The organism is Vibrio profundi (genome assembly GCF_043642225.1).
In the GTDB taxonomy this organism is placed as follows: Bacteria; Pseudomonadota; Gammaproteobacteria; order Enterobacterales; family Vibrionaceae; genus Vibrio; species Vibrio profundi_A.
On record NZ_JBHZSF010000005.1, the window covers coordinates 113,365 to 128,477 of the forward strand.

The following is a 15,113-nucleotide window of genomic DNA, read 5'->3' on the forward strand; positions in this document are numbered from 1 at the left end:
TGCCGAGAAAATTATGCGCATTATTGGTATTGAAACCTCTTGTGATGAAACAGGTATAGCGATTTATGATGACGAGAAAGGTCTACTTTCTCATCAGCTATATAGCCAAGTAAAACTGCATGCCGATTATGGCGGTGTAGTCCCTGAGCTAGCATCACGTGACCATGTTAAGAAAACTATTCCATTGATTAAAGCGGCGTTAGCAGAAGCAAACCTAACCTCGAAAGATATTGATGGTATTGCTTATACTGCTGGCCCAGGTTTGGTAGGAGCATTACTTGTGGGCGCAACGATTGGCCGCAGTATTGCTTATGCATGGGGTGTGCCTGCTGTGCCTGTTCACCATATGGAAGGACACTTATTGGCACCAATGCTAGAAGATAACCCACCTCCATTCCCATTTGTGGCGCTGCTGGTTTCTGGCGGCCATACCATGATGGTGGAAGTAAAAGGTATTGGTGAGTATAAAATTCTTGGCGAATCGATTGATGATGCGGCGGGTGAAGCGTTTGATAAAACGGCGAAACTAATGGGGTTGGATTACCCAGGTGGCCCATTACTGTCTCGCCTAGCTGAAAAAGGTACTCCGGGTCGTTTTAAGTTCCCACGCCCGATGACCGATCGCCCAGGCTTGGATATGAGCTTTTCTGGGCTAAAGACTTTTGCTGCCAACACGATTCGTGATAACGATGACGATGAGCAGACTCGCGCTGACATTGCTTATGCATTCCAAGAGGCGGTATGTGGCACTTTGGTAATTAAATGTAAGCGTGCATTGGCGCAAACTGGTATGAAACGTATAGTGATTGCTGGTGGTGTGAGTGCAAACAAACAGTTACGTGTCGAATTAGAAGCGTTAGCGGATAAAATTGGTGGCGAGGTGTATTACCCACGCACGGAGTTTTGTACCGATAACGGTGCGATGATCGCGTACGCTGGCATGCAGCGTTTGAAAAATGGTGAAACTGCCGATTTATCGGTACACGCAACACCACGTTGGCCAATCGATCAGTTAGAGCCAATTGAATAATATACCTTAAGCGTCTTTTGATGCTTGATGAATTCCAGAAATGGTCGCTTAAATGCGGCCGTTTTTTTATTTCGCCTGCTATTAGGGAAGAAGAATGGAAAAGTTTACTGTAGACAATCAGACAATGGCTTACCTCGATAAGGGGGAAGGTCCAGTATTAATACTTGGTCATAGCTATTTGTGGGACAGCAATATGTGGTTACCTCAAGTTGAGCATTTGAGTCAATCATACCGTTGTATCGTGCCTGACTTGTGGGCTCATGGTCAGTCTGATTTTGCTCCTTCAGCTACGCGTAATTTGAAAGATTACGCCGAGCATATTTTGGCTTTAATGGATCATTTGAAAATCGAAGAGTTTTCTATCATAGGTTTATCCGTTGGAGGCATGTGGGGTACGGAACTCGCGGCGCTTGCGCCAAGTCGAGTGAAATCGTTGGTATTGATGGATACCTTTGTTGGGCTTGAGCCTGAAGTAGCACACGCAAAGTACTTCGGAATGTTAGACACCATCAGCCAAGTGAAGCTAGTGCCGCCACCAATCGTAGAAGCGGTTGTGCCATTATTTTTTGCCAGTGACGCGCAGACTGACTCTCCGGAACTAGTTTCTGAATTCACCAAACATCTAGAAGGTATTCAAGGTGAGCAAGCGGTTGAAATTGCTCGCGTAGGGAAAATGGTGTTCGGACGTCGAGATTTGATTGAAGAAGTTGAGCAGTTTGCGTTACCAGTGCTGATTGCGGTAGGCCAAGAAGATAAACCTCGCCCAGTATTAGAATCTTACTTAATGCATGATTGTATTACTGGAAGTGAGTTGGTGCAGATCCCGAAAGCGGGCCACATCAGTAATTTAGAGCAGCCTGAGTTCGTTAATCAGATGCTCAGCACTTTCTTAGACAAAGTTTACGCGCAGTAAACAACAAAGATAAAGCTGGTGGGAAGACTTCTATGCCGATTTCTTCTCGCCTATTTTGGGTTCGCTACCATCTAGCAAACGGCGGATGTTTTGATGATGGCGCAGTACGATTAAACAGCACAGCATGGCAACGGGCAAAGTATATTGCGGTTTGGCTAACCATGTGTAAAACGGTGCAAGCAATACCGTTATGATTGCAGCCAGAGAAGAATAACGAAACATAAAGGCGATACATAACCACGTCGCCATAATCATACCGGTCAGATCTAAGCCGATCGGTGCAATGGCTCCTAGCGCGGTTGCAACGCCTTTCCCACCTTTAAAGTGAAAAAATAGCGGATACATGTGACCTAAACATGCAGCAATCGCGATCATTCCAAGTATCACCGAGTCAATTTCAAAGTAGTAGCCTAGCCAAACAGGGATCGTGCCTTTTAGCATGTCGCATAACAAAACGGATGCTGCGGCGTATTTCCCACCAATGCGCAATACGTTGGTGGCGCCTGGGTTATTAGAGCCAACAGAGCGAGGATCGGGTAAACGAGCGACTCGGCAAATCAAGACAGCACTAGAGATTGAACCTAACAAATAGGCCGCAATAATCATGATTAGTGCTAAAGGAGTCATGTTTATCCTTAATTGGTATTAAGCCAGAAAGGTGGGAAAATAATGCTCTATCCAAGAGTAATTGATATCATATCTCGAATTTTGAAAATAATACGTTTTTTTCCCAAGTTTGGGTATCCGACCTCTAAAAGGACAAGGCATGGCACTGGATAAAGTCTTCATTGAGCAATTAGAAGTAATCACAACAATTGGCGTTTACGATTGGGAACAAGAAATAAAGCAAAAACTCGTATTAGATATCGAAATGGCTCATGACAACCGACCTGCGGGTAAAAGTGATGATGTTGTTGATGCTTTAGATTACTCAAAAGTCAGTACTGCGGTATTGAATCATATTGAGAATGGGCGCTTTTTATTAGTTGAACGTGTTGCGGAAGAAATTGCAGAGCTGATCATGACAGAGTTCTCAGTGCCGTGGATTAAGATTCGATTGGCTAAACCTGGTGCCGTTCCTCAAGCTAAATCTGTCGGTGTAGTGATTGAACGAGGTCATGCATGAACACCGTCTATGTTGGTGTAGGCACGAACATAGACCGTGATAAGCATGCGAAAGCCGCATGGGATGAACTGAGTGTTATTGGGCATCAATTAAAATGTTCACCTATTTACGAGTGTGCTCCGGTAGGCTTTGAGAGCAGTGCGTTTTATAACTTTGTTATTCAACTCGACACGACCTTGAGCTTAACGGAATTTTCACAGGCTCTACGTAAAATAGAGTTTAAGTGGGGACGCTCGGAAAATGCACATAAGTTTCAAGATCGAAACTTAGATCTTGATATCGTGTTGTTTGGCGAGTGTGTCTCTGATAAAGATCCTGAACTCCCTCGAAGTGACATATTTAAGTATCCCTTTGTCATTCAACCTCTCTATGATCTTTGTCCGCAGAGGCTAATACCTGAAGATGGACGGTCAGTTAGAGAGATCTGGGAACGAATGGAGCATCTTGATTCACTCACCGTTGTAGATTTGTGTTGGTAATTTTTAGGTAAGTCATGAGTTATTTTGAAGCATTTATTTTGGCATTAATTCAGGGGTTAACTGAGTTTCTGCCTATTTCTAGTTCTGCGCATTTGATTTTGCCGTCAGCGGTATTAGGTTGGGAAGATCAAGGGTTAGCCTTTGATGTTGCAGTGCACGTCGGTACGTTAGCGGCGGTGGTGATTTACTTTCGAAAGGAAGTCATTTCCTTACTCAACGCCTTTTTTGGTTCGATCTTTAAAGGTGACCGAAGTAAAGAAGCGAAATTAGCGTGGATGATTATCCTAGCGACAATTCCTGCCTGTGTGTTTGGTCTATTGATGAAAGATTTCATCGAACTCTACTTGCGCAGTGCTTGGGTGATCGCGACGACAACGATCGTCTTTGGTTTGTTGCTGTGGTGGGTTGATAAGAATTCTTCATTGGCTAGTGATGAATATCAAGCGGGTTGGAAACAAGCTCTCTTTATCGGTGTTGCTCAAGCTCTCGCGATGATCCCAGGCACCTCTCGCTCTGGTGCGACGATCACTGCCGCTTTGTATCTGGGTTTTACCCGTGAGGCTGCTGCTCGATTCTCGTTTTTAATGTCAATTCCCATTATTACATTGGCAGGTGGCTATCTAGGCCTGAAGCTAGTCACTAGCGGAGAACCTATCCATTTTGGCTTCTTGCTTACCGGGATCGTCACTTCGTTTATTAGTGCTTATATTTGCATTCACTTTTTCTTGAAGTTGATATCTCGTATGGGAATGACGCCATTTGTGATTTATCGATTGATTCTTGGCTTCGGCTTGTTTGCGTTTTTGATGATGCAGTAATCGAGTTAAAGAGAAGAATAAAGCCCGTTTTGCTTAATGCAGACGGGCTTTTTTAGTTCAGGGCCGAACTAATGTTTACGAGTTATGAGTGTAGCTGCAATTGCCGATTCTCGACGTTTATCTTGCTCATCTCGAATGGCCTTACCTTTAAAGCCATCGGCGATGATATCTTTCACTTCAATAGACCGTGCGGCTTTGTAGGCTTGTTCGAACATTTTGCGCTGAGGGTAGGGCTCAAGTTCTAATCCTTGACGACCAGCGTGGTCAGCTTGGCAGCAAATGAGAATATCTTGTAGGCGTTGGGGCTTTCGCCATACATCGAACTTATTGAGTATTTTCAGATAAGTAGAGGGCTTAAGCTCGTTTGCTCGGTGAATATTAGAGTGCTGTTCGCAAACAAGAAGAGCAAGTTCTTTGAATTCATTAGGTACTCGCACTCTTTCACACAGTGTTTTGATCAGTTTAGCGCCAGTGTGACAGTGCATTTTGTGGCTCGGCCACTCTGATTGAGGAGTTACGCCTTTACCTAAGTCATGCACTTGAGCTGCAAAGCGCACTGGTAAAGAATCACTGAGGATTGCCGCTTGCTGAGCCACCATTAAGGTGTGGATCCCAGTATCAATTTCTGGGTGCCATTGCTCTGGCTGCGGCACACCAAATAGAGCATCAAGTTCTGGCAATACGATTGCTAAAGCTCCGCACTCTCTTAGTACAGAAAGAAATTCTTCAGGGTTTGGAGTACTTAGCGACTTGTGCCATTCTTGCCAAACGCGCTCTGCAGTTAAGTGTGCGAGCTCGCCGGATTGGACGATTTCGGACATTAAAGCCATGGTTTCTGGCGCAATAGAAAAGCCTAAGTGTTTTAATTTTGCGGCAAATCGGGCCACTCTTAATACTCGGAGCGGATCTTCAACAAACGCTTCTGAAACATGACGTAAGATCTTACTTTCCAAATCTTGTTGGCCACGGTAAGGGTCAAACAGCTTTCCTTCACTATTTTGTGCAATGGCATTGATAGTCAGGTCGCGTCGTTTTAAGTCTTCTTCCAACGTCACATCTGGAGCAAAATGGCATTCAAATCCAGTGTAGCCACTTCCAGACTTTCTTTCTGTTCTGGCAAGTGCATGTTCTTGTTTGGTTTTAGGGTGTAAGAAAACTGGGAAATCTTTCCCTACAGCAGTGAAGCCAAGAGTTTGCATTTCATCAGGCGTACTGCCAACGACAACCCAGTCTTTATCGTAGCTTTCAATGTTGAGTAATTGATCGCGAACTGCGCCGCCAACTAAGAATATTTGCAATTTTTCACCCCGAAATTTTTATCGCCGCTGGACTTTGCCATAGGCAATGGTACTTTCCCATAGTCATCATTATAGGATTGCTCATGTATAAGGAATATTTTGGCTTTGTTGAAATGCCATTTTCGATTGTACCAAATTCTCGTTACTTGTTTTTAAGTCAACGTCATCAAGAAGCCATGCAAAATTTGCAAGCTGGGCTAGGTGAGGGCGGTGGCTTTGCCATGCTTACTGGAGAAGTGGGGACGGGTAAAACAACGGTGGCGAAAGCCATGATGGCAGGGCTTGATGAGCAGACAGAGGCAGGGTTGATTTTGAACCCCACTTTTTCAAGCTCCGATTTGCTAGAAGCAATCTGTGATGAATTTGATATTGAATACCCCTACCAACCGAGCTTAAAAGAACTAAACCAAGCGATTTACCAATATTTGCTCGATAACAATGAGCAAGGTATTCAAACTCTATTGGTGATCGATGAAGCTCAGCACCTTGCTGCGGATGTATTGGAGCAGTTGCGGTTGTTGACGAATTTAGAAACTGATAGCCGTAAGTTATTAAAAGTTCTACTAGTCGGGCAGCCCGAATTACAACAGCACCTTCAAACGACTCACTTGCGTCAGTTAGCGCAACGAATTACTGGGCGTTACCACTTATTGCCATTAAATGTGTCGGAAACCGGCCAATACATTGACTTTCGGTTGAGCGCTGCTGGTGGAAATACAGGGCTGTTTCATAATCGCAGTGTTAAGGTGATCGCTCGGCATACTCATGGTATCCCACGTCTCATTAATTTGGTTTGTGATAAAGCGTTGCAATTATGCTTTCATTCGGGTGCAGCTCGCCCGGACACTCAAATTGTTGAGAGAGCCTGCCAGCAGGTGATGTCGTTCCAAGCATCGGTATATCAAAGTGAGCCCTCTAAGCTAATGGAAGGTACGAGCCGCTCGTTGTGGGCCTATAGTTTAGCAAGCCTGACTGGCATTGGGCTTGCTGCGGCAACCTATTGGTGGGCACCACAATTGACGGCTCCTTTCGAACAAGCTTTCGAAGAGCCTATAGTAGCGAAGTCTCAGCTGCCGCAGGAACGCATGACTTTGCTCGCTGAACCTGATTTTTCCGAGGAAATTGAGCGCTTCTTGAGTTCAGCATCAAATCGTTCGGCGGCAATTCAAGACCTTTACAAACTATGGGGATATCAACCTTCAATGAGAGACGGGCTGTGTTTATCTGAGCCTCAATCTATATTTACCTGTGAACAAGAAGCGGCGACGTTAACGAAACTAATTGAATGGGGCATGCCTGTCGTGATGTCTCTTCGCTACCAACATCGAGAGAGTTTTGCTGTGCTATATGGCGCAAATGACACAGACGTAGAGCTGCTAGCCGACGGGAAACTGATAAAGATTTCTCGTAAAAAACTTCATGAGCTATGGCAGGGTGACTATTATGCGATTTGGCAACAACCATTAAGGCAAACCCTAAAACGAGACTATCAAGGTGAAGCGGTAGTGATGCTAGATCTGTTGCTGTCTGAAGTATTGAATGAAAGTGCAAGTGGCAATGATGTTTACGATGAAGAGTTAGAAAATAAAGTGGAAGCCTTTCAAAGCTGGCAGGGGATGGCTGTTGACGGTATCGCGGGGCGAAATACGTTAGCTAGGCTACAAAGGTTAGCTCAACTTGATGCGCCTACTCTACAGCCTGTATTGGGAGGAAATCACTAATGTCTCAAGTGATGAAAGCGCTTCAAAGAAGTGAAAGAGAGTCGTTGGGTTACGCTTCAGGTTCGCCTTCGGTTTCTTATGGCGCACCAGCGAAGAAACGAAGCACTATTTTTGTTGCCGCAGCGATAATATTGATTCCATCGGCTGTGGTGTTCGCGAGCCAAGTTTACTTGCAATCTAGTATTGTCCAACCGGTGGAACCAAAAACAGAAGTGGCCTCGGCAGTGATCGTTGAAACATCCAGACCATCGCTCATTCGGCCTGCACCATCGTTCAGTGATTTGAAAGCGCTCCCCCGTGGTAATACTCAACTGTTAGCCAGTTTACCCTCTGAATCAGTGCAAGAGCCTATCGTGAAACAGGAAGTGAAAGAAAGCTTAAGCTCGTCAGCACCTCAAGAGTCCTCCTTGACTCCGGTGACACAAGCGAGCGATAACAATTCTGAATTAGAAAACTTGGACATGAGCGAGTTTTCTCCTGAGCTAGCATTAACAATAGAGTCGATTTTGAGTGGTTCTAATCAGATATCGTCTTCAGGACAGGAGACGATAGGCGCCCATGGCAGTGCACTTGATATTGAGAAAGATTCTGCGCAATTGGAAGGGTGGCTACCGAAACTGAATTTTCAGACTCACATGTACTCTAGTGATGAGACTAAGCGTTGGATAAAAGTAAATGACCAAGAAGTCAGCCAAGGCGAGTGGCTAAAAGAAGATGTGCAAGTGGTCGATATTGAACCACAGTTTGTGATCATTCAGTTTAAGCGTTTGAATATCAAGGTTCCCGCTTTGTATGAGTGGCAAGGGTAATTTACGTTTGAGTGAATGCTTTTTAGGCAATAAAAAAGGTCACCTTAGGTGACCTTTTTTGTATTGGTAAGTTTTATGCCCAACCGTTAGGTGACTTCTTACGACGAGGCATAATGTGAGGCAGAATCAGACCTAGCAATAGGCCGATGCCAGCAACACCACCACCGTACATGAAGTACTTCAATAGAAGGTCATCTTTTTGCGTGTCTAGCTTAGCGCGTAGCTCACGGTTTTCTGTTTGCGATGACGTTAGCTGTTGGCTGATATCACTGTAGTTTTGCTCTAGCTCTGAGATTTGCTTATTGCGAGAATCTAAAGAGCTGATCAAGCCTGCTTTTTCACTGTCTGCACTTTGGCGGGCATTGGCTAACTTATCTTTTACTTCCGCTAATTCCTTTTCTAGTTTAGGTAAGCGAAGTGCCATGCTTTCTTTACGGCTTACAAATTTGCTTTCTACCCAACCTTTACGGCCACGCGTATCAACTACTTCACTGTAGCCAGTTTGCTTATTCGCTTGCAGAAGTTTGATTTTTTCACCCGCATCTACACTACCAATAATACGGTATGTATTGTTCGGTCCAGAGTGCATGTAGGTAAATAGTTTATCGGCGATGTAACGGTCTTGAGCAAATGCCGCAGGAGCCGCAAGCATTGCGAACAAAACCATGCAGATCAGTTTTTTCACAGTAAATCCCTTAACGATTCTAATTGGGAGGCGAAGAGTCAGCCTTAATTACCAAATAGTATTTAGTTTCTTTATCTGGTGCAACAAAGAAGGGAGGCTGAGCCTCCCTTTCTGTGCGTTTGAGTCAATAATGACATAGTCTTTACATATCGATATGTAGACTCACATATTTTTGACTTAGTACTCTTCGATTACATCGTAAACATTGCTTGAATCATATAGAAGAATACCACTGCCAGTAGTGCACCAGCAGGCAGTGTCACAATCCATGATGCAACGATGTTACGTACAACGCCTAAGTTCAGTGCTGCAATACCACGAGCAAAGCCCACACCTAAAACCGCACCAACTAGTGTTTGTGTCGTTGAAATTGGCAGACCAGTACCTGAAGCCAGTACAACCGTACACGCTGTTGCAAGCTGAGCAGCAAAGCCACGGCTAGGCGTTAGCTCTGTAATACCAGTACCAACGGTTGCCATTACTTTGTGGCCTAGAGTTGCAAGACCAACAACAATACCGAAACCACCTAGTGGAAGAATCCACCACGCGATAGTGCTCTTGCCCGAGATTTCACCCATGTGCTCAACCGTTGATACAACCGCTGAAAGTGGGCCAATCGCGTTCGCAACGTCATTTGAACCGTGCGCAAATGCCATCGCACAAGCTGTGATAACCATCAGTACGCTGAAGATACCTTCCACGCCAGCAAAGCCGTGGTCGTCTTCGCGGTTTGCAAACTTCTTCTGGATGTATAAGTAGCCGCCGATCATGATTAGACCAGAAACACCTGCAGACCATAACCAAGCTTCAGTATTGCTTAGGTGAAGACCAACGTGTTTCAGACCTTTTTTAATCGTTACAAGCGCAATCACCATTGTTGTGATGAACATGTAAACCGGTACAAAACGTTTAGCGTTGAACAGCGGGTTTTCAGTGTCGAAGATAAGACGCTGAGCACTCACAAATATGACGTAAGCAAAGAAACCTGAAATAACAGGGGTAACAATCCAACTACCAACAATGCCTTGAACACTGTTCCAATCTACTGCTTCAGTACCTACTGAGATACAAGCAAAACCGATGATGGCACCGATAATAGAGTGAGTCGTCGATACTGGCCAACCCATGTAAGATGCAAGTAGTAGCCAAGTACCAGCGGCAAGAAGCGCTGACATCATGCCATACACGAGAACATCAGGTTGGTCTGCAAAAAGCGAAGTTTCAATCACACCTTTACGGATAGTATCGGTTACTTCACCGCCAGCAAGATATGCACCAGCGAATTCAAAGATCATTGCGATAATGATCGCTTGTTTAACGGTTAGAGCTTTAGAGCCTACTGAGGTGCCCATTGCGTTCGCAACGTCATTTGCACCAATACCAATAGCCATCAAGAAACCGAAAGCTGCTGCAACAATAATCAGGACAGTGCCGTAGTTAGCAAGGATATCCATCGTAATACCTAGTTGTTTGATAACAAGCGGAGCAAATTTAGACGCAAAAAACCGCTCAGCGAGAGAAATACTCAACGCATAAGTGGTTTGTTTAAAAAATGCTCTTCGTTATATGGTTAACGTATGTTTTAAGATCGAGATAGCATAACTTCAAGACGAGCGCCTACACGCTGTGCTTGATCTGCAATGCCACCGACCCATTCAAGAATCTTGTATAAGAACATGATATCAACGGGGTTCAGATCTGCTTCAACTGCCATTAATTGTTGGCGAAGCTCAATCTGCATTGCGTCAGTATCATCTTCAATTACATCTAATTGATGAATCATCTCTGCCACTAGAGTTACTTCACGGCCTTTAAAGCCAGTTTCTAAAAGTTCGTCTAGTTCGTTAATCACGTTTTGAGCTTGGTTAGCAGCATCAAGACAACGTTTAACGTATGCAAGGAAGTTTTCTTGTAGAGGTGCTGGAATGACAAGTTGGCGACCGTATACACGGCCTGCAATGTCTTTCGCAAGATTGGCAAGTTTGTCTTGCTGAGTTAATAGCTCCAACATGTCGGTGCGATCAACGGGCATAAACAAACCGCGAGGAAGTTTAAGACGGATTTCGCGCTTGAGTACGTCGGCTTCTTTCTCTAGGTGAGAAATTTGAGCACGAATTTCAGATGCTTTTTCCCAGTCGCCTTTTGAAGAAACTTCAAAAAAGTTCACTAGGTGAGAGCAACATTCATTCACGCACACAACGTGGCGCTGCAAAGGTTTAATTGGGGACTTTGCAAATAACCCCATAATTGTATTTACTGGCATGGTCATCCAACCTAATAAATAATAACCTTGAAAAAACATTCACCGTCATTCACGGCGAAATGTTGAGCGATGGCTACAAAGTCGCGCATGTTAACCCAATCAATCTCGCATTAAAACTGTTTTAGATCATCATTAGCGCGATATTTCTTTCTTGCCCACATTTAAAATTGGCAATATCCTGTTCCTATCTTCCCAGAAAGGCATGGCTATGGAAACCGAGATAGAACTGAAGTTTTTTGTTTCTCCAGACTTTTCAGAGGTTTTGCGTCAAAAAATCTCTGAAACGAAAGTACTTCAGCACAGTTGTCGTGAACTAGGTAACACTTATTTTGATACACCTGATAACTGGCTACGTAAGCACGATATTGGTTTACGAATTCGACGTTTTGATGACGTTTTTGTACAAACGGTAAAGACAGCTGGACGAGTCGTCGCAGGTTTGCACCAACGACCTGAGTATAACGCAGAACACGATAGTAATGATCCTAAGTTATCATTGCACCCGGCAGACATTTGGCCTGCGGGTAAAGATGCCGAGACTCTGCAAAGTGAACTATTCCCTCTATTCTCTACAAACTTTACTCGTGAACAGTGGCTCATCGGTATGCCGGATGGCAGCCAGGTGGAAGTCGCATTCGATCAAGGTTTGGTTATTTCTGGTGATAAGCAAGAGCCAATATGTGAAGTTGAGCTTGAACTTAAATCGGGACAGACCGACGCTCTATTTACATTGTCTCGCCAGTTTGGTGAACAAGGTGGAATGCGTTTAGGTAACTTGAGCAAAGCAGCGAAAGGTTACCGTTTAGCGCAAGGTTACGAAGGCGATGAAGTTAAAGAGCTAGATTTGGTGAATACCGATCATAACGATACCGTTGAATCCTGCTTTATTCAGTCTTTGGAACATGCACTGTCTCATTGGCATTATCATGAACAGATCTACACTGAACGCCAATCCATTGCTGCTCTGCATGAAATCAGCCATTCTATTAGCTTTATTCGTCAAACTTTCACCATTTATGGCGGAATCGTCCCAAGACGTGCAAGTGCTATTTTGCGCCAAGAATTAAAATGGTTAGAGCAAGAGCTAATGTGGCTTAAGACTTACGATTATCTAGACGATTTACTCGAAGATAAAGGTCACGTGCTGCGTAAGTTGGATGCGCGCAAATTCTTAGTCGGGGAGTTGAAACAGCAACAAGAGCAACTTCCTCAACGTGAAGAGCTATTAATGTTACTGAGCTCTTCCCGTTATACCGGTTTACTATTGGATTTAAGCCGTTGGATTTTATCCCGAGGCTGGCAGCCATTTTTGGATGGCAAAGCACGCGAGCAAATGTCACGTGGTATTGAATGGTTTTCAGTGAAGCAGCTCGATCGAACTTGGGCTGAATTGATGGAAGCTTTCCCGCCAGAGCGCATCATGTCTAGCCAAGCGTACATCGATCAGCAGTATCGTCTGATGCGTAACCTATATTCTGGTGTCGGCTTTGCTAGCTTATACGATATTGAAGAGCGTAATAGTTTCCGTTTGCCTTGGGCTGATTTGATTCAAGGGATCGACGATTTGCTGATGTTACGAACGTTAGTGCCTCTAACCAATAAGTTAGAAGGCGAAGAACAAGAGCAGTTAGAACGTTGGTTGGCGCGTCAGGAAGTGTCTATTCTTCACGCGATGGAGCAAACCCGTCAAATCGGGGTAGAAGTTGAGCCATATTGGCAAGGCTAACTTAGCGTTGTATATCTTACGAATAGGGCTCAAGAGAGCCCTATTTTTTTGTCTTAGATTCAAGTCTATCTAATCGTTCAATGATTTCTTGTTGCTGTTCGATTAACTGTTCTAGTAACTTTTCTTTATTCTCAGAGCGTTGATCTTGCAACTTGGAAGGTGAGGTGATGACAGAAGTAATAAGCCCTGAGATCATACCAAAAATGCCCACGCCACAAATGATGACTGCAGACGCAATCAATTTACCAGCCGTTGTGACGGGATAATGATCGCCGTAGCCGACAGTTGATATCGTCACAAAGGCCCACCATAAAGCGTCCTGTCCTGTGGTGATGTTAGCGGTTGGAGCTTTACTCTCAGTTAATAGCACAGACCCCGCTCCGACGGTGAGTAGCAATACCATTAACAAGATAATCGAGGCGAAAGTGGTCTCTTTTTTATTGGTAATCAGCTCTGAAATAATGGTTCGGCTCGAACGGATCACAAGGATGACGCGCAATATGTGAAAAATCCTAGCGTAACGGAGGGGTTCGATTATCGGAATGCTCGCAATGAAATCGATCCAGTGGGTTTTTAAAAAGTGTGAGCGGTTCGAGGATCTGAACAGATCGATAGTGAGCTGAAAAAGAAAAACACTACAGATTATAAAGTCGAGGCCGATAAGAACTTGTCGAGCTTCTTGATCAATTGGCACAAACAACAAGCCAGAGATCACAAATAACGCCAAGAAAGAGAGTATAAGTGACATTAAGCTCATAGGCTTGGTAGTGTCTTTGGTATCATGATTATTCATACGAAGCTCAAAATAAATAGCGAACCCCCGTTGTTACTGAGATTGCAGCTAGTATCTAAAAAATTAATATATAAGACTTAGTGGAGAACTGACAATGACAAAGCTGGCATTTAAGCCGTGGGAAAGGATTATCTCTGATATTCGTCTCGTTCCAAAAATGATCATGTTAATGGTGTTCAGTACCATTTTGATCATCGCTAAGCAATTATGGGACGCCAGTACGTTCCATAGTGCGTTGTTATCGGCGACAAACGATGCCGTTGTCGCACAGCAACATTACGAAGCTTACCTTGTTCAAGTCGCATGGCAAACAGCAATCATGATTGTTGTGTTTGTGGTGCTACTTTTAGCAGCAGCGCGTGTAATGTTGCGTCAAACTCAATACCTAAGTGACTCTATCAAACGCATGGCGAGCAAAGATTTATCTGTTCCAATTGCGATGGATTGTAAAGATGAATACGGTGATGTGGCACGTGAGTTAGAGAAAACTCGTGTACAACTGCATGACGTTATCAACACTCAAGTGTCATCTTCTGAAGAGCTATTCGCACTGACGGAAGTCATGACGATGAGCATGTCAGAAACAAAAGAGTCCGCTCAAGAAGAATTCCAAGAAATTGACCAACTAGCGACGGCAATGAGTGAGATGACTTCTACCGTTCAAACGGTCGCGGATCACGCGCAAAATGCTTCTGCTCTTACAGAGCAAGCGTCTACTCAAGCCGGCACGGGGCAACGCTTTGTACAAGGTACAGTGACCAAGATGAGCGAGCTGTCTACCGACATTTCAGCATCGGCTGCTGCAGTGAACCAAGTGGAAGAGCGAGTGGATTCTATTGGTAGCGTAGTCGGGACTATTCAAGGCATTTCAGAGCAAACGAACTTATTGGCACTGAATGCGGCGATTGAAGCGGCTCGTGCTGGTGAAGCCGGTCGTGGTTTTGCCGTGGTTGCAGATGAAGTCCGTAACTTAGCGCAACGCACTCAACAGGCAACAGTGGAAATCCAGGAGATGATTAGCCATCTACAGAGCAGCGCAAATTCTGCCGTAGAGTTAATGGAAAAAAGTGTTGTTGAAGCTGCCGAAGGCGTGGAGCTGGTGACGAACGCAGGCAGTGAACTGGATGGTATCGTGGACCAAGTAAATCAAATTAACGACATGAATTTCCAAATAGCGACTGCTGCAGGGCAACAAAGCAGCGTGGCTGAAGAAATGAACCAGAACTTAACCAACGTTCGAGAGTTGGTAGAGGCTTCTGTGGTAGTGGTCAGTGAACTGCTTGAAACATCGGAAATGATGCAGAATAACGCGGAAGAACTCGACGGTAAGATCAAATCATTTAAAGTTTAATCGACCGAATCAGATTGAACTAAAAAGTCGACAGAAGTACAGATAGTTAACGCCCACAAATTCCTATTGTGGGCGTTTTTTATTGGGCTAAGTTTGGTATA

Annotated in this window: 14 protein-coding genes and 1 pseudogene; 9 read left to right on the plus strand and 6 right to left on the minus strand. The window is 44.4% G+C overall.

From position 1 onward, the window contains the following. Positions 1-13: 13 nt before the first annotated feature. Both tsaD and ACHUFI_RS10290 read left to right on the plus strand, forming a co-directional pair. A complete protein-coding gene (tsaD, locus tag ACHUFI_RS10285; RefSeq protein WP_394248806.1) occupies positions 14-1,030 on the plus strand; it encodes a tRNA (adenosine(37)-N6)-threonylcarbamoyltransferase complex transferase subunit TsaD in 1,017 nt (338 codons plus the stop codon). A 94-nt stretch (positions 1,031-1,124) separates the two neighbouring features. Continuing rightward, on the plus strand, positions 1,125-1,943 hold the full coding sequence (locus tag ACHUFI_RS10290; RefSeq protein ID WP_394248808.1) for an alpha/beta fold hydrolase: 819 nt from the start codon (positions 1,125-1,127) through the stop codon (positions 1,941-1,943). Between the two features lie 30 nt (positions 1,944-1,973). Here the strand turns inward: ACHUFI_RS10290 and plsY are convergent, their stop codons facing one another. Continuing rightward, positions 1,974-2,570 carry a glycerol-3-phosphate 1-O-acyltransferase PlsY gene (gene plsY, locus ACHUFI_RS10295; protein WP_394248810.1) on the minus strand — a complete coding sequence of 199 codons (597 nt, stop codon included), beginning with the start codon at positions 2,568-2,570 and terminating at the stop codon, positions 1,974-1,976. A gap of 139 nt (positions 2,571-2,709) precedes the next feature. Between plsY and folB the strand changes: the two genes are divergently transcribed. From folB to ACHUFI_RS10310, 3 genes are read left to right on the plus strand one after another with little or no spacing between them, the layout of a single operon-like run. After that, entirely contained in the window at positions 2,710-3,069 is a 360-nt protein-coding gene (folB, locus tag ACHUFI_RS10300) for a dihydroneopterin aldolase (protein WP_394248812.1), read from the plus strand. Further along, positions 3,066-3,548 carry a 2-amino-4-hydroxy-6-hydroxymethyldihydropteridine diphosphokinase gene (folK, locus tag ACHUFI_RS10305; RefSeq protein ID WP_394248814.1) on the plus strand — a complete coding sequence of 161 codons (483 nt, stop codon included), beginning with the start codon at positions 3,066-3,068 and terminating at the stop codon, positions 3,546-3,548. Before folB ends, folK begins: the two co-directional genes overlap by 4 nt. Before the next feature lie 14 nt (positions 3,549-3,562). Further along, the gene (locus ACHUFI_RS10310; RefSeq protein WP_394248816.1) at positions 3,563-4,366 is read left to right on the plus strand and encodes an undecaprenyl-diphosphate phosphatase; all 804 of its coding nucleotides are present in this window, start codon (positions 3,563-3,565) and stop codon (positions 4,364-4,366) included. A 68-nt stretch (positions 4,367-4,434) separates the two neighbouring features. On the opposite strand, the pseudogene ACHUFI_RS10315 reads toward ACHUFI_RS10310, so the two are convergent. Beyond that, positions 4,435-5,711 (minus strand): annotated as a pseudogene (locus ACHUFI_RS10315) (multifunctional CCA addition/repair protein). Between the two features lie 36 nt (positions 5,712-5,747). Here ACHUFI_RS10315 and ACHUFI_RS10320 point away from each other — a divergent pair. Both ACHUFI_RS10320 and ACHUFI_RS10325 read left to right on the plus strand, forming a co-directional pair. After that, on the plus strand, positions 5,748-7,385 hold the full coding sequence (locus ACHUFI_RS10320) for an ExeA family protein (protein ID WP_394248818.1): 1,638 nt from the start codon (positions 5,748-5,750) through the stop codon (positions 7,383-7,385). After that, positions 7,385-8,194 (plus strand): general secretion pathway protein GspB, encoded by an 810-nt coding sequence (locus ACHUFI_RS10325; RefSeq protein ID WP_394248820.1) that lies wholly within the window; start codon positions 7,385-7,387, stop codon positions 8,192-8,194. Before ACHUFI_RS10320 ends, ACHUFI_RS10325 begins: the two co-directional genes overlap by 1 nt. Positions 8,195-8,267: 73 nt before the next feature. On the opposite strand, the gene ACHUFI_RS10330 is transcribed toward ACHUFI_RS10325, so the two are convergent. From ACHUFI_RS10330 to ACHUFI_RS10340, 3 genes are all read right to left on the minus strand, one after another. Beyond that, the gene (locus tag ACHUFI_RS10330) at positions 8,268-8,879 is read right to left on the minus strand and encodes a TIGR04211 family SH3 domain-containing protein (protein WP_394248822.1); all 612 of its coding nucleotides are present in this window, start codon (positions 8,877-8,879) and stop codon (positions 8,268-8,270) included. A 191-nt stretch (positions 8,880-9,070) separates the two neighbouring features. After that, positions 9,071-10,333 (minus strand): inorganic phosphate transporter, encoded by a 1,263-nt coding sequence (locus ACHUFI_RS10335; RefSeq protein ID WP_394248824.1) that lies wholly within the window; start codon positions 10,331-10,333, stop codon positions 9,071-9,073. A 128-nt stretch (positions 10,334-10,461) separates the two neighbouring features. Further along, positions 10,462-11,142: a TIGR00153 family protein gene (locus ACHUFI_RS10340; RefSeq protein ID WP_394248826.1), complete on the minus strand. Its 681-nt coding sequence runs from the start codon at positions 11,140-11,142 to the stop codon at positions 10,462-10,464. Positions 11,143-11,350: 208 nt separating this feature from the next. On the opposite strand from ACHUFI_RS10340, the gene ACHUFI_RS10345 reads away from it, so the two are divergent. Further along, positions 11,351-12,868 carry a CYTH and CHAD domain-containing protein gene (locus ACHUFI_RS10345; RefSeq protein ID WP_394248828.1) on the plus strand — a complete coding sequence of 506 codons (1,518 nt, stop codon included), beginning with the start codon at positions 11,351-11,353 and terminating at the stop codon, positions 12,866-12,868. Positions 12,869-12,908: 40 nt separating this feature from the next. On the opposite strand, the gene ACHUFI_RS10350 is transcribed toward ACHUFI_RS10345, so the two are convergent. Then, positions 12,909-13,661: a potassium channel family protein gene (locus ACHUFI_RS10350; RefSeq protein WP_394248830.1), complete on the minus strand. Its 753-nt coding sequence runs from the start codon at positions 13,659-13,661 to the stop codon at positions 12,909-12,911. Positions 13,662-13,755: 94 nt separating this feature from the next. Between ACHUFI_RS10350 and ACHUFI_RS10355 the strand changes: the two genes are divergently transcribed. Then, positions 13,756-15,012, plus strand: a complete 1,257-nt coding sequence (locus ACHUFI_RS10355) for a methyl-accepting chemotaxis protein (RefSeq protein WP_394248832.1) — start codon at positions 13,756-13,758, stop codon at positions 15,010-15,012. The last annotated feature ends 101 nt before the right edge of the window (positions 15,013-15,113 follow it).